The organism is Pseudomonas fluorescens, assembly GCF_018614655.1.
GTDB classification, from domain to species: domain Bacteria; phylum Pseudomonadota; class Gammaproteobacteria; order Pseudomonadales; family Pseudomonadaceae; genus Aquipseudomonas; species Aquipseudomonas fluorescens_BX.
In genome coordinates this window covers 16,750-36,393 of the sequence record NZ_JAGGOG010000021.1, presented here as the reverse complement: position 1 = coordinate 36,393, position 19,644 = coordinate 16,750, and the positions used below count along the sequence as shown (strand labels likewise).

The window sequence follows — 19,644 nt, the reverse complement described above, 5'->3', positions numbered from 1 at the left end:
ACGTCCTTATTTATTGTTTTTCGAGAGTAGGAACAAATAAGAAGACAAGGTAAGGACTGCGCTCGTTCCTGAAAAGCAGGCAAAAAAAATCCGGAACTCTTTCGAATTCCGGATTTTCCTGCCGCTTGAAGATCAGCCAGCCATCCTCAAGCCGGCGGCACCGTAAAGCATCAAACCAGCGCAGCAATCGCCGCGTTGAGGGTGTTGCTTGGGCGCATGGCCTTGCTGATCAGCTCGGCATCGGCGTGGTAGTAACCGCCGATGTCTACTGGCTTGCCCTGTACAGCGTTGAGCTCGGCAACGATGGTTGCCTCGTTCGCGGCCAGGGTCTTGGCCAGTTCGCCAAACTGCGCTTGCAGTGCGGTGTCTTCAGTCTGGGCAGCCAGGGCTTGAGCCCAGTACAGCGCCAGGTAGAAGTGGCTGCCGCGGTTGTCGATGTTGCCGACTTTGCGCGATGGCGACTTGTTGTTGTCGAGGAACTGGCCGGTGGCCTGATCCAGGGTCTTGGACAACACCAGGGCTTTCGGGTTGTTGTAGTTCACACCCAAATGCTCAAGGGACGCGGCCAGGGCCAGGAACTCGCCCAGGGAATCCCAACGCAGGAAGTTTTCTTCCAGCAGTTGCTGCACATGCTTCGGTGCCGAACCGCCGGCGCCGGTTTCGAACAGGCCGCCACCGTTCATCAGCGGCACGATCGACAGCATCTTGGCGCTGGTGCCCAGCTCCATGATCGGGAACAGGTCGGTCAGGTAGTCACGCAGTACGTTGCCGGTTACCGAGATGGTGTCCAGGCCTTTGCGGGTGCGTTCCAGGGTGAACTTCATCGCGTCGACAGGCGACATGATGCGGATGTCCAGGCCTTCGGTGTTGTGGTCTTTCAGGTAGGCCTGAACTTTTTCGACCACGACACCATCGTGGGCGCGCTGTGGGTCCAGCCAGAAGATGGCCGGGGTGTTGCTGGCGCGAGCACGGTTGACGGCCAGTTTGACCCAGTCCTGGATCGGCGCGTCTTTGGTCTGGCACATGCGGAAGATGTCGCCGGCTTCGACTTTCTGTTCCATCAGCAGGTCGCCCTTGCTGTCGGTGACGCGGACTACGCCGTCAGCCTTGATCTGGAAGGTCTTGTCGTGGGAGCCATACTCTTCGGCTTTTTTTGCCATCAGGCCAACGTTTGGCACGCTGCCCATGGTGGTTGGGTCGAAGGCGCCGTTTGCCTTGCAGTCTTCGATCACCGCCTGGTAGATGGTGGCGTAGCAGCGGTCCGGGATCACCGCCTTGGTGTCGTGCAGTTGGCCGTCGGTGCCCCACATCTTGCCGGAGTCACGGATCATGGCCGGCATCGAGGCGTCGACAATAACGTCGCTCGGCACGTGCAGGTTGGTGATGCCTTTGTCCGAGTTGACCATGGCCAGGGACGGACGAGCGGCGTACACCGCCTGAATGTCGGCTTCGATCTGCGCTTGCTGATCGGCTGGCAGGGCCTTGATGCGAGCGTACAGGTCGCCGATGCCGTTGTTCAGGTTGAAGCCGATCTGTGCCAGCACGTCAGCGTGCTTGGCCAGGGCGTCTTTATAGAACTCGGCAACGATCTGGCCGAACATGATCGGGTCGGAGACCTTCATCATGGTGGCTTTCAGGTGAACCGACAGCAGCACGCCTTGTTTCTTGGCGTCTTCGATTTCAGCGGCGATGAAGCTGCGCAGGGCTTTTTTGCTCAGCACGGCGCTGTCGATGATCTCACCGGCTTGTACGGTGGTTTTTTCTTTCAGGACGGTCGCGGTGCCGTCCTGAGCGATCAGCTCGATTTTGACAGCGTCAGCGGCTTCGATCTGTACGGCTTTTTCGCTGCCATAGAAGTCGCCAGCGCTCATGTGAGCGATGTGGGACTTGGAGTCAGCAGCCCAGGCGCCCATTTTGTGCGGGTGCTTGCGGGCGTAGTTCTTGACCGACAGGGGCGCGCGACGGTCGGAGTTGCCTTCGCGCAGGACCGGGTTCACGGCGCTGCCCTTGACCTTGTCGTAACGTGCACGGGTTTCTTTTTCCGCGTCGGTGGTTACGGTTTCCGGGTAGTCCGGCAGATCGAAGCCCTGGGCTTGCAGTTCCTTGATCGCGGCTTGCAGCTGCGGCGTCGAGGCGCTGATGTTCGGCAGCTTGATGATGTTGGCTTCAGGGGTGACGGCCAGGGCGCCCAGTTCGGCGAGGTGGTCCGGCACGGCCTTGGCGCCCAGTTGCTCGGGGAAGCTTGCGAGGATGCGCCCAGCGAGGGAGATGTCGCGGGTTTCCACGGCAATATCAGCGGAAGCGGTGAAGGCCTCTACGATAGGCAGCAGTGAATAGGTGGCGAGGACTGGGGCTTCGTCGGTGAAGGTGTAGATGATCTTCGAGCGGGTGGGCATATTCGGATTAACTCTCTTCTTTGCTGAAAGCGTGCGCAGAAACTCGAGATGCGCCGGGTAAAGCGCGTTCGTTCAAAGTCATCCATGAGCGAAATGTCGATGTTTCTTCGCGGTGATGTTGGGTTGCATCAGTCGAGCGTCAAGCGGGTGGACTGCTGTGGCAGGCCTGCTGTTCTGGCGGAGGGCGTCGTTCTAGAGCGGTCAGCCGTCGTGACTCTTTGGTCAGCGGCGGCATTATACATAGGTCGCTATGCTTACGCCGAGCCTTCATACAAAAGGTCTCTCGTCCATTGGTCTAAAGGTCGCAGGGGAGGGCGTGGCCCTAAAGTCGTGAGAAGTGCTCAAGTTTGGCGCTTTTCCCTTTGCTTTCAAGCTTGTAGGCCACTAAATGTGCTGTTTTCCCTGCAAATGTGCAGGGCGTGAGGTTTCAGTCCTCATTTATCTGGAGTAGGCTCGAACGCAGCCAGATGTTCAATCCACAAACGGAGTTCAGCATGGGATACAAGAAGATTCAGGTTCCGGCAGTCGGCGACAAAATCACCGTCAATGCAGACCATTCTCTCAATGTTCCTGACAACCCGATCATTCCCTTCATTGAAGGTGACGGTATTGGCGTCGACATCAGCCCGGTCATGATCAAGGTTGTCGATGCAGCTGTTAACAAGGCTTACGGCGGCAAGCGCAAGATTTCCTGGATGGAGGTTTATGCCGGCGAGAAGGCGACTCAAGTTTACGACCAGGACACCTGGCTGCCTCAGGAAACCCTGGATGCGGTCAAAGATTATGTGGTTTCCATCAAGGGCCCGTTGACCACCCCTGTCGGTGGCGGTATTCGTTCGCTGAACGTGGCCCTGCGTCAGCAGCTTGACCTGTATGTGTGCCTGCGCCCGGTGCGCTGGTTCGAAGGCGTGCCGAGCCCGGTCAAGAAGCCCGGTGATGTCGACATGACCATCTTTCGTGAGAACTCCGAAGATATTTACGCGGGCATCGAGTGGAAAGCCGGTTCCCCGGAAGCGATCAAGGTCATCAAGTTCCTTAAAGAGGAAATGGGCGTCACCAAGATCCGTTTCGACGAGAATTGCGGGATCGGCGTCAAGCCGGTGTCCCTGGAAGGCACCAAGCGTTTAGCGCGCAAGGCTCTGCAGTATGTGGTCGATAACGACCGTGACTCGCTGACCATCGTGCACAAAGGCAACATCATGAAGTTCACCGAAGGTGCCTTCAAGGAATGGGCCTATGAAGTGGCGGCGCAAGAGTTCGGCGCAACCCTGCTCGATGGCGGCCCGTGGATGCAGTTCAAGAACCCGCGTACCGGCAAGAATGTCGTGGTCAAGGACGCCATCGCCGACGCCATGCTCCAGCAGATCCTGCTGCGCCCGGCCGAATACGACGTGATTGCCACCCTCAACCTTAACGGTGACTACCTGTCTGACGCCCTGGCGGCGGAAGTGGGCGGTATCGGTATTGCGCCGGGTGCCAACCTGTCCGACACCGTAGCCATGTTCGAGGCCACCCACGGTACCGCACCGAAATATGCCGGCAAGGACCAAGTCAACCCGGGTTCGCTGATTCTGTCGGCGGAAATGATGCTGCGGCACATGGGTTGGACCGAAGCGGCCGACCTGATCATCAAGGGCACCAACGGTGCGATCTCTGCCAAGACCGTGACGTATGACTTCCACCGTCTGATGGATGGGGCCAAGTTGCTGTCTTCGTCAGCGTTTGGGGATGCGCTGATTTCGCATATGTAAGCGGATAATCGGCCAATAAAAACGGCCATCCTGATGATTCGGGATGGCCGTTTTTTTATTCCGGTCGCTTGCTCAGTGGCGGGTCAGGCCAGTTGCTCTTTTGGTTTTTGAGCAATGCTATCTTTGGTTTTGCTGATACTGACTGGAGCGCTGATATTCACCGCATGCAAGCCCTTTGGTCCCTGGATGATATCAAAGGAAACCTCCTGGCCTGCTTTCAGCGTCTTGTAGCCATCCATATTGATTGTCGAGTAATGCGCAAAAAGGTCGTCACTCTTGCCGTCTTCGACGACGAAGCCGTAACCCTTGGCATTATTGAACCACTTGACCTTACCGCTTACCATGCCCATATCCCTCTGCACCAGACTCCATCACTGGAGTATCATCCAGTTTATCCGTCCTAACCCGAATAAATAAGGTTGACTGCGCGGACCTTTTTTACCCACTGTGGGTTCTATTGGTTGTAACACCGTTTTGCCGATAGTCAAGGTGACCAATCGGTCGGAGTTGAAATTCTGACAGGTCGCCCCCACCACTGTATTCGCACAACTGACGAACCTTTCTTTCCATGCATGCAATCAGCCAGATTCGACTAACATTCAATCAGGATCGCCCGACTCTTCATCAGGATCACCCGGATGGCCAACAAGAAGACGACGGTTCTGCAGGCATTGCTGTTCAGGAGGCCAAGCCTGCTTTACAGGCGCCACCGATGTACAAGGTGGTTTTGTTTAATGATGACTACACACCGATGGATTTCGTCGTCGAAGTGCTCGAGGTGTTTTTTAACCTGAACCGCGAGTTGGCGACCAAGGTAATGCTGGCCGTTCACACAGAAGGACGGGCAGTATGTGGAGTGTTTACCCGCGACATCGCCGAGACAAAGGCCATGCAGGTCAACCAGTACGCCAGGGAAAGCCAGCATCCGCTACTCTGTGAAATCGAGAAGGACGGTTAACTCCGACCACTTGGGTATGAGGTGAAGCTATGTTAAACCGCGAGCTCGAAGTCACCCTCAATCTTGCCTTCAAGGAGGCTCGCTCGAAACGTCATGAATTCATGACCGTCGAGCACCTGCTGCTGGCACTTTTGGATAACGAAGCTGCCGCCACCGTGTTGCGTGCGTGCGGCGCCAACCTTGAAAAGCTCAAGCATGACCTGCAGGAGTTTATCGACTCCACCACGCCATTGATCCCCGTCCATGATGAGGACCGCGAAACCCAGCCAACCCTGGGCTTCCAGCGGGTACTGCAGCGTGCTGTCTTTCACGTACAGAGCTCCGGCAAACGCGAAGTCACGGGCGCCAACGTGCTCGTTGCAATCTTCAGCGAGCAGGAAAGCCAGGCGGTGTTCCTGCTCAAGCAGCAGAGCGTTGCCCGCATTGATGTCGTCAATTACATCGCCCACGGTATCTCGAAAGTGCCAGGGCATGGCGATCATTCCGAGGGTGAGCAGGATATGCAGGATGACGAGGGCGGTGAGTCTTCTTCTTCAAGCAACCCGCTGGATGCCTATGCCAGCAACCTCAATGAACTGGCGCGCCAGGGGCGGATTGATCCGCTGGTGGGGCGCGAGCTAGAAGTCGAGCGCGTGGCACAGATCCTGGCCCGTCGTCGCAAGAATAACCCACTGTTGGTGGGCGAGGCAGGCGTGGGTAAAACCGCGATTGCCGAAGGCCTGGCCAAGCGCATCGTTGATAACCAGGTGCCGGACCTGTTGGCCAATAGCGTCGTCTACTCCCTTGATCTCGGTGCCTTGCTGGCCGGTACCAAGTACCGTGGCGACTTCGAGAAGCGCTTCAAGGCGTTGCTCGGCGAGCTGAAAAAACGCCCGCAGGCGATCCTGTTCATCGATGAGATTCATACCATCATCGGTGCCGGCGCGGCTTCCGGTGGGGTGATGGATGCCTCTAACCTGCTCAAGCCTTTGTTGTCGTCGGGTGATATCCGCTGCATCGGTTCGACCACGTTCCAGGAATTTCGCGGGATCTTCGAGAAAGATCGCGCCCTGGCGCGCCGCTTCCAGAAAGTTGACGTGTCCGAGCCTTCGGTGGAAGACACCATCGGCATTCTGCGCGGGCTCAAAGGCCGTTTCGAAGCGCACCACGGCATCGAATACACCGATGAGGCGTTGCGTGCGGCTGCCGAGCTGGCGTCGCGCTATATCAATGACCGGCACATGCCGGACAAGGCCATCGACGTGATCGACGAAGCAGGGGCCTACCAGCGCCTGCAACCGGTAGAGAAGCGTGTGAAACGCATCGACGTGCCTCAGGTCGAGGACATCGTGGCGAAAATCGCGCGGATTCCGCCGAAACACGTCACCAGTTCCGACAAGGAGCTGCTGCGTAACCTGGAGCGTGACCTCAAGCTGACCGTGTTTGGCCAGGATGCGGCCATCGATTCGTTGTCGACCGCGATCAAGCTGTCCCGGGCCGGCCTCAAGTCGCCGGACAAACCGGTCGGTTCGTTCCTGTTCGCAGGCCCTACGGGCGTCGGCAAGACCGAAGCGGCACGGCAGTTGGCCAAGGCCATGGGCATCGAACTGGTGCGTTTCGACATGTCCGAGTACATGGAGCGCCACACCGTGTCGCGCCTGATCGGTGCGCCTCCGGGCTATGTCGGTTTCGACCAGGGTGGCCTGTTGACCGAAGCGATCACCAAGCAACCGCATTGCGTATTGTTGCTCGATGAAATCGAGAAGGCTCACCCGGAAGTCTTCAACCTGCTGCTGCAGGTCATGGATCACGGGACCTTGACCGACAACAACGGGCGCAAGGCGGATTTCCGCAATGTGATCGTGATCATGACCACCAACGCCGGTGCCGAAACGGCTGCACGGGCTTCCATCGGCTTTACTCATCAGGATCACTCTTCCGACGCCATGGAAGTGATCAAGAAGAGCTTTACGCCGGAATTCCGTAACCGTCTGGACACCATTATCCAGTTTGGTCGCCTCAGTCATGAGGTTATCAAAAGCGTGGTGGACAAGTTCCTTACCGAGCTTCAAGCGCAGTTGGAAGACAAGCGCGTGCAGCTGGAAGTGACGGAGGCGGCGCGCGGCTGGCTGGCAGAGGGTGGTTACGACGCAGCAATGGGCGCGCGGCCGATGGCTCGTCTGATCCAGGACAAGATCAAGCGTCCGCTGGCTGAGGAGATCCTCTTTGGCGAACTGTCCGACCATGGTGGCGTGGTGCATATCGATCTGAAGGATGGCGAACTGACCTTCGACTTCGAAACCACGGCTGAAATGGCCTGATAGCTGATCGCAACACAGCAAAAAGGCGCCGAGAGGCGCCTTTTTGCTGTGTTGAATACACTACAAAACCAATGTGGGAGCGGGCTCGCATCGCGAATACGGTGGGTCAGCCAATATATTTGGAGGCTGGCACTCCGCATTCGCGAGCAAACCCGCTCCCACACTGATAAATAGTGCCCAAACAAAAACGCCCGGCATAACCGGGCGTTTTGTATTGACTTGCTTAACGAGCGCGGTAAGTGATGCGCCCTTTGCTCAAGTCATAGGGCGTCAGCTCGACGCGCACTTTGTCACCGGTAAGAATACGAATGTAGTTCTTGCGCATCTTGCCGGAGATATGCGCGGTTACGACGTGCCCATTTTCCAACTCCACGCGAAACATGGTGTTGGGCAGGGTGTCGACGACAGTGCCTTCCATTTCGAAGCTGTCTTCTTTCGACATGCAGTAAAGCCCTCGGTATCCAATGAATGGCCCGGTGCAACTGCGCCAGGCAAAAGCGGCGTGCATTGTGCCCGAAAAATGGGGTTTAAGCCAAGGGGTTCTAGTTCAAGGTGACCCATCTTTGATTAATCAGCAGTTCAATGGGCCGATATTGGGTCTTGTAGTTCATCTTTTTGCAGTTCTTGATCCAATATCCGAGGTACACCGCTTCCAGTTCCAGCCGTATGGCTTCGCCGATTTGCCAGAGGATCGCAAAGCGTCCCAGGCTGCGGCGTTCTTCGGCGGGTTCGTAAAAGGTGTACACCGCAGATAAACCGTTGGGCAGCAAGTCGGTGACGGCTACCGCCAGCAGTCGTCCCTCGAGGCGGAATTCGTAGAAGCGCGAGAACGGCAGGTCGCGCACCAGGAAGGTGGAAAACTGATCGCGGCTGGGCGGAAACATATCGCCGTCGGCATGGCGTTGTTCGATATAGCGCTGGTAGAGATTGAAGTATTCTTCGCTGAAGCCCGGTTTTGCCGGTGTCACCGTCAGGTCGGCGTTGCGCTTGAGGATGCGCTTCTGATTACGGTCCGGCAGGAACTGCGCCACCGGGATGCGCGCCGGCACGCAAGCGTTGCAGTTCTGGCAATGAGGCCGGTAGAGATGGTCGCCACTGCGCCGAAAACCCATTTCCGATAAATCGGCATACACATGCACGTCCATTGGCTGGCTGGGATCGAGGAACAGCGTGGTGGCCTGCTCATCGGGCAGATAGCTGCAAGAGTGGGGTTGAGTGGCATAAAACTTCAAACGCGCCAGCTCGGTCATGATCAACCCTCGGATAAGCTTTGAAATAAGTGTAAGCCAGGTGCGAGGAAGTCGCCTAGGAAACCCACGGTGCAGCGCTGGGTTGGTCCAGATGGTCGCGAAGATAGTCAGCAAAATCGCTGCGAGGTATGGCGCGGGCGCCGAGGCTGTGCAGGTGATCGGTGGGCATCTGGCAGTCGATCAGTACAAAGCCCCAGGCCTGCAATTGTTTGACCAATGTGACGAAGCCGAGTTTCGACGCGTTGTCGGCGCGGCTGAACATCGACTCGCCAAAAAACAACTGGCCCATGGCCAGGCCGTAGAGCCCGCCCACCAACTCGCCCTGATCCCAGACTTCCACCGAGTGCGCATAGCCCCGGCGATGCAGTTGCAAGTAGGCACTCTGCATGGCCTCGGTGATCCAGGTGCCGTCAGCGTAGCTGCGCGGCGCAGCGCAGGCCTGGATGACGGCGGCGAAATCCTGGTCGAAAGTCACCTCGTAGCGCTGCTGGCGCAGCAGCTTGCCCAGGCTGCGGGAAACATGCAGCTCGGCGGGGAACAGCACGGTGCGCGGGTCTGGCGACCACCAGAGAATCGGCTGGCCTTCCGAAAACCAAGGGAAGCAGCCGTGGCGATAGGCCTGGATCAGTCGGTCGGCGGACAGATCGCCACCGGCGGCGAGCAAGCCGTTGGGTTCACGCATGGCTTTTGTCAGCGGCGGGAAAGTCAGGGTGTTGCGTTGCAACCAGGTCAGCATGGCATCCAGGCTTATGGAAGGGGAGGGGAGTGACAGGTGTAAAGCCCATCTCAAGAACACTGATTATTGTCGACGAAACGCTTGGGGGCCAGCCCGAACATCAATGGGCGTTTTTGCAACTCTATCGCGGGGGCATGGTCGTAATCGGGTTCAAGGAGCGTCCGGTTGTCGTCAAGCTAGCCTGGATTGCTAAAAACAGCTCATAAGCCTTTGTCAGCAAAGACAATGCATGCTCAAATTGAGCGCCAAGCGATAGGCTTTTGGCTATGCTGCATTACGCAGGCTTACGGCGTGGCAACGGGCACACAAACCCGTACAATGCGGCGATTCAGGCGCTATCGACGTTTCATGAATCAGTCACAGAGTGTTAAAAGTAGTTTCATCAACACTTGTTCATTTTTTACCTGCTCGGATTGAGCAGTGTTTTGTAGTCATTCAACAGATGGACGCGCTAAAGGCGCAGGAAAAGACCCGTTTTGAAGAAATCCGCCGCAACACCTAAAACAGTAGTAGTTCCGGCCTGGCGCCAGCATCTGCACTACCGGCTCAAGGAGGGCGCACTCATCGCCATTGGCGCCTTGTGCCTGTTCTTGATGATGGCCTTGCTGACCTATGGCAAGGATGATCCGGGCTGGAGCCACAACAGCAAGATCGAAGATGTGCAGAACTTCGGCGGTCCTGCCGGCTCCTACAGCGCCGATATCCTGTTCATGATCCTGGGCTACTTCGCCTATATCTTCCCGTTGCTGTTGGCCATCAAGACCTGGCAGATCTTCCGTCAGCGTCATGAACCATGGCAGTGGAGCGGCTGGCTGTTTTCCTGGCGGCTGATCGGCCTGGTGTTCCTGGTGTTGTCGGGCGCGGCGCTGGCGCATATCCATTTCCATGCACCCACCGGTTTGCCGGCGGGCGCGGGCGGTGCCCTGGGTGAGAGCCTGGGCGACCTGGCCCGCAGGTCCCTGAATATCCAGGGCAGCACCCTGATGTTCATCGCCTTGTTCCTGTTCGGCTTGACGGTGTTTACCGATCTGTCCTGGTTCAAGGTCATGGACGTGACCGGCAAGATTACCCTCGACCTGTTCGAGCTGTTTCAGGGCGCGGCCAACCGTTGGTGGTCGGCCCGTGTTGATCGCAAGCGGATGGTTGCGCAACTGCGTGAGGTCGACACACGCGTCAACGAAGTCGTGGCGCCGAGCACGCCGGACCGTCGCGAGCAAGCCAAGGTCAAGGAGCGCCTGATCGAACGCGAGCAGGCCCTGACCAAGCACATGTCCGACCGCGAGAAACAAGTCCCGCCGGTGATTGCCCCTGTGCCCACCAAGGCGCCGGAGCAAAGCAAGCGCGTACAGAAAGAGAAGCAGGCACCACTGTTTGTCGACAGTGCGGTGGAAGGCACCTTGCCGCCGATTTCGATTCTTGACCCGGCTGAAAAGAAACAACTCAACTATTCCCCTGAGTCCCTGGCGGCCGTCGGCCACTTGCTGGAAATCAAACTCAAGGAGTTCGGTGTCGAAGTCTCGGTGGACTCGATCCACCCCGGCCCGGTGATTACCCGTTACGAAATCCAGCCGGCCGCCGGCGTCAAGGTCAGCCGCATTTCCAATCTGGCCAAGGATTTGGCGCGTTCCCTGGCCGTGACCAGTGTGCGGGTGGTGGAAGTGATTCCCGGCAAGACCACTGTCGGCATCGAGATTCCTAACGAAGACCGCCAGATCGTGCGCTTCTCCGAAGTGCTGTCGACCCCGGAATATGACAACTTCAAGTCTCCGGTTACCTTGGCCCTGGGTCATGATATCGGCGGCAAGCCGGTGATCACCGATTTGGCGAAAATGCCTCACTTGCTGGTGGCCGGTACCACGGGCTCGGGTAAGTCGGTGGGCGTGAACGCGATGATCCTGTCGATCCTGTTCAAGTCAGGCCCGGAAGACGCCAAGCTGATCATGATCGACCCGAAGATGCTTGAGCTGTCGATCTACGAAGGCATCCCGCATCTGCTGTGCCCGGTCGTGACCGACATGAAGGACGCCGCCAACGCCCTGCGCTGGAGCGTCGCCGAGATGGAGCGACGCTACAAGCTGATGGCGAAGATGGGTGTACGTAACCTTTCCGGCTTCAACGCCAAGGTCAAGGAAGCCCAGGACGCCGGTACGCCGCTGACCGATCCGCTGTACAAGCGCGAAAGCATTCACGACGAAGCGCCGTTGCTGACCAAACTGCCGACCATCGTGGTGGTGGTCGACGAATTCGCCGACATGATGATGATCGTGGGCAAGAAGGTTGAAGAGCTGATCGCGCGTATTGCCCAGAAGGCGCGTGCGGCCGGTATCCACTTGATTCTCGCCACCCAGCGTCCGTCGGTGGACGTGATCACCGGCCTGATCAAGGCCAACATCCCGACCCGTATGGCGTTCCAGGTGTCGAGCAAGATCGACTCGCGGACCATCATCGACCAAGGTGGTGCCGAACAATTGCTGGGCCACGGTGACATGCTCTACATGCCGCCGGGAACCAGCCTGCCGATCCGGGTTCACGGCGCCTTTGTGTCCGATGATGAAGTACACCGTGTGGTGGAAGCCTGGAAACTGCGCGGCGCACCGGAATACAACGACGACATCCTCGCCGGCGTCGAAGAGGCCGGTAGCGGCTTCGATGGTGGCAGCGGCGGTGGTGACGATGATGCTGAAACCGACGCCCTTTATGACGAAGCGGTACAATTTGTCCTGGAAAGTCGTCGCGCCTCGATCTCCGCCGTGCAGCGCAAACTGAAGATTGGCTACAACCGCGCCGCCCGTATGATCGAAGCCATGGAAATGGCCGGGGTGGTGACGTCCATGAACACCAACGGCTCGCGCGAAGTGATCGCGCCAGGGCCGATGCGCGACTGATACGTGCCGTGTGGCAACACGCGGCGCGCCTTTCACACGAATCTATGAGGACTCCCATGCGTCTTATCCGCATGCTGTTGTTGCCGGCACTGGCCTTGACTGCTCTTTCGGCTCAGGCTGATCCCGCCTCCGTGGCGAGCCTGACCAACCTGCTGGAACAATCCAAAACCATTACCGCGCGCTTTTCCCAACTGACCCTGGACGGTGGCGGTACCCGGTTGCAGGAAACGGCTGGCGAGATGGCCGTGCAGCGTCCAGGGCTTTTCTATTGGAAAACCGACGCGCCCAATGACCAGACCATCGTTTCCGACGGCCAGAAAGTCACCTTGTGGGATCCGGACCTGGAACAGGCGACCATCAAGAAGCTTGATCCGCGCCTGAGCCAGACGCCGGCCTTGCTGCTGTCCGGCGATGTGTCGCAAATCAGCAAGAGCTTTGACATTACGTCCAAGCAAGCCAGCGGCGTGATCGACTTCACCCTCAAGCCGACCACCAAGGACACGCTGTTCGACAGCCTGCGCCTGTCGTTCCGTAACGGCGTGATCAATGACATGCAGTTGATCGACAGCGTCGGTCAGCGCACCAATATCCTGTTCACCGGGGTCAAGGCCAACCAGCCTGTCGCTGCGTCCAAGTTCAAGTTCGACATCCCCAAGGGTGCCGACGTGATCCAGGAATAAACTGCTTAGAGGTTTCAAACGCTGCCCATGGATTTGTTTCGAAGTGACCCGATTGCTCAACCTTTGGCGGCGCGCCTGCGTTCGACCAACCTGGATGAGTACGTCGGGCAGGAACACCTGCTCGCTCGCGGCAAGCCCTTGCGCGAAGCCCTGGAGCAGGGTGCCCTGCACTCGATGATTTTCTGGGGGCCGCCGGGCGTGGGTAAAACCACCCTGGCCCGGCTGCTGGCGAAAGTCTCGGACGCGCACTTCGAAACGGTCTCGGCGGTGCTGGCCGGGGTCAAGGAGATTCGCCAGGCGGTGGATGTGGCCAAGCAGCAGGCCGGGCAATATGGCAAGCGCACCATCCTGTTCGTCGACGAAGTGCATCGCTTCAACAAGTCGCAGCAGGATGCGTTTTTGCCGTATGTCGAAGACGGCACGCTGATCTTTATCGGTGCGACCACCGAGAACCCTTCCTTTGAGCTGAACAACGCCTTGCTGTCGCGGGCGCGGGTGTATGTGCTCAAGAGCCTCGACGAAGCGGCGATGCAAAAGCTGTTGCAGCGGGCGCTGACCGAGGACAAGGGCCTGGGCAAGCGCCAGCTGACGGTCAGTGAGGAGGGCTTCAAGATTCTCCTGACGGCAGCCGACGGCGACGGACGACGTTTCCTCAACCTGTTGGAAAACGCCTCCGACCTGGCTGAGGACGGCAGCGAAATCGGCGTCGACCTGCTGCAAAGCCTGCTGGGGGATACCCGTCGCCGCTTCGACAAGGGCGGCGAAGCCTTTTACGACCAGATCTCTGCGTTGCACAAATCGGTGCGCGGTTCCAACCCGGACGGTGCGCTGTACTGGTTTGCCCGGATGATCGATGGCGGTTGCGACCCGCTGTACCTCGCCCGGCGCGTGATACGCATGGCCAGCGAAGACATAGGCAACGCCGACCCGCGTGCCCTGAGCCTATGCCTGGCAGCCTGGGAAGTGCAGGAACGCCTGGGCAGTCCGGAAGGCGAGTTGGCCGTGGCCCAGGCCATCACGTACCTGGCCTGCGCGCCGAAAAGCAACGCGGTGTACATGGGCTTCAAGTCCGCCCTGCGTGCCGCCGCCGAGCACGGCTCCCTGGAAGTGCCGCTGCACCTGCGCAATGCACCGACCAAGCTGATGAAGCAATTGGGTTATGGCGACGAATACCGTTACGCCCACGATGAGCCGGATGCCTACGCCGCTGGCGAAGACTATTTCCCCGATGAGCTTGAGCCACAACCGTTTTATCAGCCTGTGCCCCGTGGCCTGGAGTTGAAGATCGGTGAAAAACTCAACCACCTCGCCCAACTTGACCGGCTCAGCCCGAAACAGCGGAGAAAGTAGTGCTTAGAACGATTCTTGCCGTGTCCGTGGCCGGCATCGCTGGTACATTATTGCGTTTCGCCACCAGTACGTGGGTCAGCGCCAATTGGCCGCGGCATTTTTATGCGGCGACCCTGGCGGTCAATCTGGTGGGCTGTTTGATCATCGGCTTGTTGTACGGGTGGTTTCTGGTGCGTCCGGAAGTGCCGATTGAAATTCGTGCCGGCTTGATTGTCGGCTTTGTAGGCGGTCTGACGACCTTTTCATCCTTTTCACTGGATACGCTGCGCCTGCTGGAAAGCGGGCAGGCACCGGTTGCCTTCGGGTACCTGGCCATCAGCGTGTTCGGCGGGCTGCTCGCTACCTGGGCTGGCCTGTCCTTGACCAAACTTTGATAAACGAGAGACCGACATGCTCGATTCCAAACTGTTACGTAGCAACCTTCAGGACGTAGCGGACCGCCTGGCATCCCGGGGTTTTGCCTTGGATGTTGCGCGCATCGAAGCGCTGGAAGAACAGCGCAAGACCGTCCAGACCCGCACCGAAGCACTGCAGGCTGAGCGTAATGCGCGTTCCAAATCCATCGGTCAAGCCAAGCAGCGCGGTGAAGACATCGCGCCGCTGATGGCGGACGTCGAGCGTATGGCTGGCGAGTTGGCTTCCGGCAAAGTCGAGCTGGACGTGATCCAGACCGAACTGGATTCGATCCTGCTGGGCATCCCCAACTTGCCGCACGAATCTGTGCCGATCGGCGAAGACGAAGATGGTAACGTCGAAGTCCGTCGCTGGGGCACGCCAAAAGTCTTCGATTTCGAGATCAAGGACCACGTCGCCCTGGGCGAATTGACCGGTGGCCTGGATTTTGAAACGGCCGCCAAAATGTCCGGCGCACGCTTTGCCTTGCTGCGCGGTCCGATCGCGCGCATGCACCGTGCCCTGGCGCAGTTCATGATCAACCTGCATACCGGCGAACACGGCTACGAAGAGGCTTACACCCCGTACCTGGTTCAGGCTCCCGCGCTGGTGGGTACCAGCCAACTGCCGAAGTTCGAGGAAGACTTGTTCAAGATCAGCCGCGATGGCGAAGCCGATCTGTACCTGATCCCGACCGCCGAAGTGTCGCTGACCAACATCGTGGCCGGGGAAATCCTCGATGCCAAGCAACTGCCGATCAAGTTTGTCGCCCATTCCCCGTGCTTCCGCAGCGAAGCCGGTGCATCGGGTCGCGATACGCGTGGCATGATCCGCCAGCATCAATTCGACAAGGTTGAGATGGTCCAGGTTGTCGAGCCGTCGACCTCCATGGAAGCCCTGGAAGGCCTGACGGCTAACGCCGAGCGCGTCCTGCAATTGCTCGAGCTGCCATACCGCGTTCTGGCGCTGTGCACCGGCGACATGGGTTTCAGCGCGGTCAAAACCTACGATCTGGAAGTGTGGGTACCGAGCCAGGACAAATACCGTGAAATTTCGTCGTGCTCCAACTGCGGCGACTTTCAGGCCCGTCGTATGCAGGCGCGTTTCCGTAACCCGGAAACCGGTAAACCTGAGCTGGTCCACACCCTCAACGGTTCGGGCCTGGCTGTAGGCCGGACCCTGGTTGCGGTGTTGGAAAACTACCAGCAGGCCGACGGTTCGATCCGCGTACCTGACGTGCTCAAGCCTTACATGGCTGGCGTTGAGGTCATCGGCTAAATGGAATTTCTGCCGCTGTTTCATAACCTGCGCGGCAGTCGTGTGTTGGTCGTCGGTGGCGGGGAGATTGCCTTGCGCAAATCCCGGCTGCTGGCCGACGCCGGTGCGGTGTTGCGGGTGGTTGCTCCCCAGATTGAAGACCAGTTACGTGAGCTGGTGCTGGGCAGTGGCGGTGAGCTGATTTTGCGCGGTTATCAGGAGGCTGACCTTGATGGCTGCACCCTGATCATCGCAGCGACCGATGACGAGCCATTGAACGCGCAAGTGTCCAGTGATGCTCGGCGTCGTTGTGTACCCGTCAATGTGGTGGATGCGCCGGCGCTGTGCAGCGTGATCTTCCCGGCGATCGTCGACCGTTCGCCGTTGGTGATTGCGGTGTCCAGTGGCGGCGATGCGCCGGTGCTTGCGCGGTTGATCCGGGCCAAGCTGGAAACCTGGGTGCCGTCCACCTACGGCCAACTGGCCGGGCTGGCGGCGCGCTTCCGTACTCAGGTCAAGGGCCTGTTCCCGGATGTGCAGCAGCGCCGTGCGTTCTGGGAAGACGTCTTTCAAGGCCCGATTGCCGATCGGCAACTGGCCGGGCAGGGCGATGAAGCTGAGCGCTTGTTGGTGGAAAAAATCAACGGCGCGCCGCCTCATGCGCCCGGTGAAGTCTATCTGGTGGGCGCGGGGCCCGGTGACCCGGACCTGCTGACCTTCCGTGCCTTGCGCTTGATGCAGCAGGCCGATGTGGTGCTGTATGACCGCCTGGTGGCGCCAGCGATTCTTGAGTTGTGCCGTCGCGATGCCGAGCGTGTGTATGTCGGCAAGCGTCGTGCGGACCATGCGTTGCCTCAGGACCAGATCAACCAGCAACTGGTGGACCTGGCCAAACAAGGCAAGCGCGTGCTGCGACTCAAGGGCGGCGACCCGTTCATCTTTGGCCGTGGCGGCGAAGAGATCGAAGAGTTGGCGGCCCATGGCATCCCGTTCCAGGTCGTGCCAGGCATTACTGCGGCCAGTGGTTGTGCAGCCTACGCCGGTATTCCGCTGACCCATCGCGACTATGCACAATCGGTACGCTTCATTACCGGGCACTTGAAGGACGGGACTTCGGACTTGCCCTGGAGTGATCTGGTAGGGCCGTCACAGACCCTGGTGTTTTACATGGGACTGATCGGCTTGCCGATTATCTGTGAGCAATTGATCCAGCATGGTCGCTCCGCAGACACTCCGGCAGCGTTGATCCAGCAAGGCACCACATCGAACCAGCGGGTCTTCACGGGCACCTTGGCCAACCTGCCGCAACTGGTGGCGGAGCATGAGGTTCATGCGCCGACATTGGTTATTGTGGGAGAAGTGGTGCAGTTGCGTGAGAAATTGAAGTGGTTCGAAGGCGCCCAGTCGCAGGTCTGATAATACATGCCCCGGCTTCACACAGATCAAACTGTGGGAGCCGGGCTTGTTGTGGTGAGATGGCTTTTGTGGCGAGCGGGCTTGCCCGCGTTGGGGCGCGAAGCGGCCCTAAAGTCTGCGATTCAATCGAACTCCGACCGGGGCTGCTGCGCAGCCCAACGCGGGCAAGCCCGCTCGCCACAGGTGGTGCCTCTGCCTCAGGCCCGTGTCCAAACCCCTTTCTCGCTCAGTCTCTTCCGATCATGGGCGATAGCAAAACTCTGCAACGGCCCCTTCGGCACAATCCCCGTCGGATTAATCGTGCGGTGACTGGCGTAGTAATGCCCCTTGATGTGAGCAAAATCTACCGTTTCGGCAATCCCCGGCCACTGATACAACTCCCGTAGCCAGTTCGACAGGTTCGGATAGTCGGCAATCCGCCGCAGGTTGCATTTGAAGTGGCTGTAATACACCGCATCAAAACGAACCATCGTGGTGAACAGCCGTATGTCGGCCTCGGTCAGGTATTCACCGGCCAGGTAACGATGGTCGGCCAGATGCTGTTCCAGATGGTCCAGTTCGGCGAACACATCATCAAACGCGGCTTCATAGGCCTTTTGCGAGGTGGCAAAGCCTGCGCGATAGACGCCGTTGTTTATGGCAGGATAAATCCGTTCATTCAGGGCATCGATGTCTGAGCACAGGGCCTCAGGATAGAAGTCCAGGGTGTTGCCCGTCAGACCGTCGAACGCAGTGTTGAACATACGGATGATCTCCGCCGATTCATTGCTGACGATCCGCTTCAGTTTCTTGTCCCACAACACCGGCACCGTGACGCGCCCGGTATAGGTGGCTGTGTCGGCGGTGTAGCGTTGATGCATGTAGGTAAAGTCATCAAGCTTGTCTCCGGTTGAGCCATGGGCCTGGTCGAAGGTCCAGCCGTTTTTCAGCATCAACCAGCTGACCACGGACACATCAATCAGGCTTTCCAGGCCTTTGAGCTTGCGCAGAATCAGCGTGCGATGAGCCCAGGGGCAGGCGAGGGATACGTACAAATGGTAACGCCCCGCTTCAGCAGCGAAGCCGCCCTCACCGGTAGGCCCAGGTTGGCCATCGGCAGTGACCCAGTTGCGACGTTGTGCCTGTTCCCGTTGGAAGGCGCCATCTGCGCTACTTTCGTACCACTGGTCATGCCAGCGTCCTTCGATCAGCAAACCCATGACTGACTCCTTGGCTAATAAGCGTTGGAGTCCAGTCTAAAGGTCTGGGTTCGAACAAATAGCGCAAAGGCTGGGGGTTAATGATCGACTAAATCGATTTGTTCCGGGCATCCCAGTATTGCCGGGCGAGTTCGAACGCTTGCGCCCGTGGGTGACCAAGGCCGCGCAAGGCCAGGGCCATGGTGGCAATCAACGCCAGTTGCGGGTAACTGTCCTGTACATCGCCACGCCACAGCGCCTTCAAGTGCTCGGGGTCGAGTGCAGCCGGCTTGACGTGGCGTTGGGCGGAGAGGGCGGGCCACTCTTCATCCCAACTTTTGCCGCCGGTGGTGCCATACAAGTGACTGATGGTGTCGGGGTTGATCTCGATCTCGCCGCCGTCGCCTTTGATCACAATGGCGTTATCGCCGAGCAAGCCGCTGGCGTCACGGTGCACGCCCTGGTAGCCCGGATGGAAGATGCTTTGCAGGCCGCAACGGGCATTCAACGGGTTGAGGATGCGCGCCAGGGAATGGATCGGCGAGCGCAGGCCCAGAGTGTTGCGCAGGTCGATCATGCGCTGCAGTTGCGGCGCCCAATCCCCTAGCGGAATAAATGCCAGGTTGCCGTGTTCAAGGGCCGACTCGACCTGCTGCCAGTTGCGGCATAACGGTATCTGCAAACCTTCCAGCAACTGCTCGGTATAGAGCCGGCCAGCTGTATGCGCGCCGCCGCCGTGCATCAAAATACGCACGCCGTTTTGGGCCAGGCATTTGGCCGCCAGCAGGTACCACGGCAGGTGGCGTTTTTTACCGGCGTATGTAGGCCAGTCGACATCAACGTTGAGTGAGGGTGCGTTCAAACGTTCACGCACGGCTTCGGTGAAACCGGCGAGTTCTTCCGGGCTTTCCTCTTTGTGCCGCAACAGCATCAGGAACGCCCCGAGTTGGGTGTCTTCGACCTTTTCATCGAGCAGCATGCCCATGGCTTCCCGGGCTTCCTCGCGGGTCAGGCTGCGGGCGCCGCGCTTGCCTTTGCCGAGGATGCGCACGAAGGGGGCAAATGGATGCTCGGCAGGGGTTTGGGTGATCAAC

General features: G+C 58.7%; 16 protein-coding genes. 9 read left to right on the top strand and 7 right to left on the bottom strand.

Annotation, left to right across the window (positions count from 1 at the left end):
- Positions 1 to 170: 170 nt before the first annotated feature.
- Positions 171 to 2,396 carry an NADP-dependent isocitrate dehydrogenase gene (locus J7E41_RS21630; RefSeq protein WP_214996071.1) on the bottom strand — a complete coding sequence of 742 codons (2,226 nt, stop codon included), beginning with the start codon at positions 2,394 to 2,396 and terminating at the stop codon, positions 171 to 173.
- A 494-nt stretch (positions 2,397 to 2,890) separates the two neighbouring features.
- Here J7E41_RS21630 and icd point away from each other — a divergent pair, with 494 nt between their 5' ends.
- Positions 2,891 to 4,147 carry an NADP-dependent isocitrate dehydrogenase gene (gene icd, locus J7E41_RS21625; RefSeq protein ID WP_214996069.1) on the top strand — a complete coding sequence of 419 codons (1,257 nt, stop codon included), beginning with the start codon at positions 2,891 to 2,893 and terminating at the stop codon, positions 4,145 to 4,147.
- 83 nt (positions 4,148 to 4,230) lie between these two features.
- On the opposite strand, the gene cspD is transcribed toward icd, so the two are convergent.
- Positions 4,231 to 4,497 (bottom strand): cold shock domain-containing protein CspD, encoded by a 267-nt coding sequence (cspD, locus tag J7E41_RS21620; protein WP_285229516.1) that lies wholly within the window; start codon positions 4,495 to 4,497, stop codon positions 4,231 to 4,233.
- 218 nt (positions 4,498 to 4,715) lie between these two features.
- Between cspD and clpS the strand changes: the two genes are divergently transcribed.
- Positions 4,716 to 5,105, top strand: a complete 390-nt coding sequence (clpS, locus tag J7E41_RS21615) for an ATP-dependent Clp protease adapter ClpS (protein ID WP_214996067.1) — start codon at positions 4,716 to 4,718, stop codon at positions 5,103 to 5,105.
- A 29-nt stretch (positions 5,106 to 5,134) separates the two neighbouring features.
- Positions 5,135 to 7,405: an ATP-dependent Clp protease ATP-binding subunit ClpA gene (clpA, locus tag J7E41_RS21610; protein WP_155584001.1), complete on the top strand. Its 2,271-nt coding sequence runs from the start codon at positions 5,135 to 5,137 to the stop codon at positions 7,403 to 7,405.
- 223 nt (positions 7,406 to 7,628) lie between these two features.
- Here the strand turns inward: clpA and infA are convergent, their stop codons facing one another.
- The 3 genes from infA to aat all read right to left on the bottom strand — a co-directional run bounded on the left by infA (position 7,629) and on the right by aat (position 9,391).
- Entirely contained in the window at positions 7,629 to 7,847 is a 219-nt protein-coding gene (gene infA / locus J7E41_RS21605) for a translation initiation factor IF-1 (protein ID WP_002553999.1), read from the bottom strand.
- 100 nt (positions 7,848 to 7,947) lie between these two features.
- Positions 7,948 to 8,655 (bottom strand): arginyltransferase, encoded by a 708-nt coding sequence (locus J7E41_RS21600; RefSeq protein WP_214996065.1) that lies wholly within the window; start codon positions 8,653 to 8,655, stop codon positions 7,948 to 7,950.
- A 55-nt stretch (positions 8,656 to 8,710) separates the two neighbouring features.
- Positions 8,711 to 9,391 (bottom strand): leucyl/phenylalanyl-tRNA--protein transferase, encoded by a 681-nt coding sequence (gene aat / locus J7E41_RS21595; RefSeq protein WP_214996064.1) that lies wholly within the window; start codon positions 9,389 to 9,391, stop codon positions 8,711 to 8,713.
- A 476-nt stretch (positions 9,392 to 9,867) separates the two neighbouring features.
- Here aat and ftsK point away from each other — a divergent pair, with 476 nt between their 5' ends.
- The 6 genes from ftsK to cysG are packed head-to-tail and all read left to right on the top strand — an operon-like array spanning position 9,868 to position 17,372.
- Positions 9,868 to 12,276: a DNA translocase FtsK gene (ftsK, locus tag J7E41_RS21590; protein WP_214996062.1), complete on the top strand. Its 2,409-nt coding sequence runs from the start codon at positions 9,868 to 9,870 to the stop codon at positions 12,274 to 12,276.
- A gap of 56 nt (positions 12,277 to 12,332) precedes the next feature.
- Positions 12,333 to 12,956, top strand: a complete 624-nt coding sequence (lolA, locus tag J7E41_RS21585) for an outer membrane lipoprotein chaperone LolA (RefSeq protein ID WP_155584005.1) — start codon at positions 12,333 to 12,335, stop codon at positions 12,954 to 12,956.
- A gap of 27 nt (positions 12,957 to 12,983) precedes the next feature.
- Complete coding sequence (locus tag J7E41_RS21580) at positions 12,984 to 14,306, top strand: replication-associated recombination protein A (protein ID WP_214996060.1); 1,323 nt, start codon at positions 12,984 to 12,986, stop codon at positions 14,304 to 14,306.
- The gene (crcB, locus tag J7E41_RS21575; protein WP_169354137.1) at positions 14,306 to 14,680 is read left to right on the top strand and encodes a fluoride efflux transporter CrcB; all 375 of its coding nucleotides are present in this window, start codon (positions 14,306 to 14,308) and stop codon (positions 14,678 to 14,680) included. Before J7E41_RS21580 ends, crcB begins: the two co-directional genes overlap by 1 nt.
- A 16-nt stretch (positions 14,681 to 14,696) precedes the next feature.
- Positions 14,697 to 15,977, top strand: coding sequence for a serine--tRNA ligase (gene serS, locus J7E41_RS21570; RefSeq protein WP_214996058.1), 1,281 nt, complete (start codon positions 14,697 to 14,699; stop codon positions 15,975 to 15,977).
- Positions 15,978 to 17,372, top strand: a complete 1,395-nt coding sequence (cysG, locus tag J7E41_RS21565) for a siroheme synthase CysG (protein ID WP_169354139.1) — start codon at positions 15,978 to 15,980, stop codon at positions 17,370 to 17,372.
- 197 nt (positions 17,373 to 17,569) lie between these two features.
- Here the strand turns inward: cysG and J7E41_RS21560 are convergent, their stop codons facing one another.
- Positions 17,570 to 18,571 (bottom strand): glutathione S-transferase family protein, encoded by a 1,002-nt coding sequence (locus J7E41_RS21560; RefSeq protein WP_214996056.1) that lies wholly within the window; start codon positions 18,569 to 18,571, stop codon positions 17,570 to 17,572.
- A gap of 88 nt (positions 18,572 to 18,659) precedes the next feature.
- Positions 18,660 to 19,643 (bottom strand): glycosyl transferase family protein, encoded by a 984-nt coding sequence (locus J7E41_RS21555; RefSeq protein ID WP_214996204.1) that lies wholly within the window; start codon positions 19,641 to 19,643, stop codon positions 18,660 to 18,662.
- Position 19,644 lies beyond the last annotated feature (1 nt).

Bases quoted from the DNA above. Each gene is read 5' to 3' on its own strand.
- clpS (WP_214996067.1), top strand. From the start codon at position 4,716: ATGCATGCAATCAGCCAGATTCGACTAACATTCAATCAGGATCGCCCG.
- J7E41_RS21600 (WP_214996065.1), bottom strand. From the start codon at position 8,655: ATGACCGAGCTGGCGCGTTTGAAGTTTTATGCCACTCAACCCCACTCT.
- lolA (WP_155584005.1), top strand. From the start codon at position 12,333: ATGCGTCTTATCCGCATGCTGTTGTTGCCGGCACTGGCCTTGACTGCT.
- icd (WP_214996069.1), top strand. From the start codon at position 2,891: ATGGGATACAAGAAGATTCAGGTTCCGGCAGTCGGCGACAAAATCACC.
- cysG (WP_169354139.1), top strand. From the start codon at position 15,978: ATGGAATTTCTGCCGCTGTTTCATAACCTGCGCGGCAGTCGTGTGTTG.
- J7E41_RS21560 (WP_214996056.1), bottom strand. From the start codon at position 18,571: ATGGGTTTGCTGATCGAAGGACGCTGGCATGACCAGTGGTACGAAAGT.
- infA (WP_002553999.1), bottom strand. From the start codon at position 7,847: ATGTCGAAAGAAGACAGCTTCGAAATGGAAGGCACTGTCGTCGACACC.
- J7E41_RS21580 (WP_214996060.1), top strand. From the start codon at position 12,984: ATGGATTTGTTTCGAAGTGACCCGATTGCTCAACCTTTGGCGGCGCGC.
- J7E41_RS21630 (WP_214996071.1), bottom strand. From the start codon at position 2,396: ATGCCCACCCGCTCGAAGATCATCTACACCTTCACCGACGAAGCCCCA.
- aat (WP_214996064.1), bottom strand. From the start codon at position 9,391: ATGCTGACCTGGTTGCAACGCAACACCCTGACTTTCCCGCCGCTGACA.
- serS (WP_214996058.1), top strand. From the start codon at position 14,697: ATGCTCGATTCCAAACTGTTACGTAGCAACCTTCAGGACGTAGCGGAC.
- clpA (WP_155584001.1), top strand. From the start codon at position 5,135: ATGTTAAACCGCGAGCTCGAAGTCACCCTCAATCTTGCCTTCAAGGAG.
- cspD (WP_285229516.1), bottom strand. From the start codon at position 4,497: ATGGGCATGGTAAGCGGTAAGGTCAAGTGGTTCAATAATGCCAAGGGT.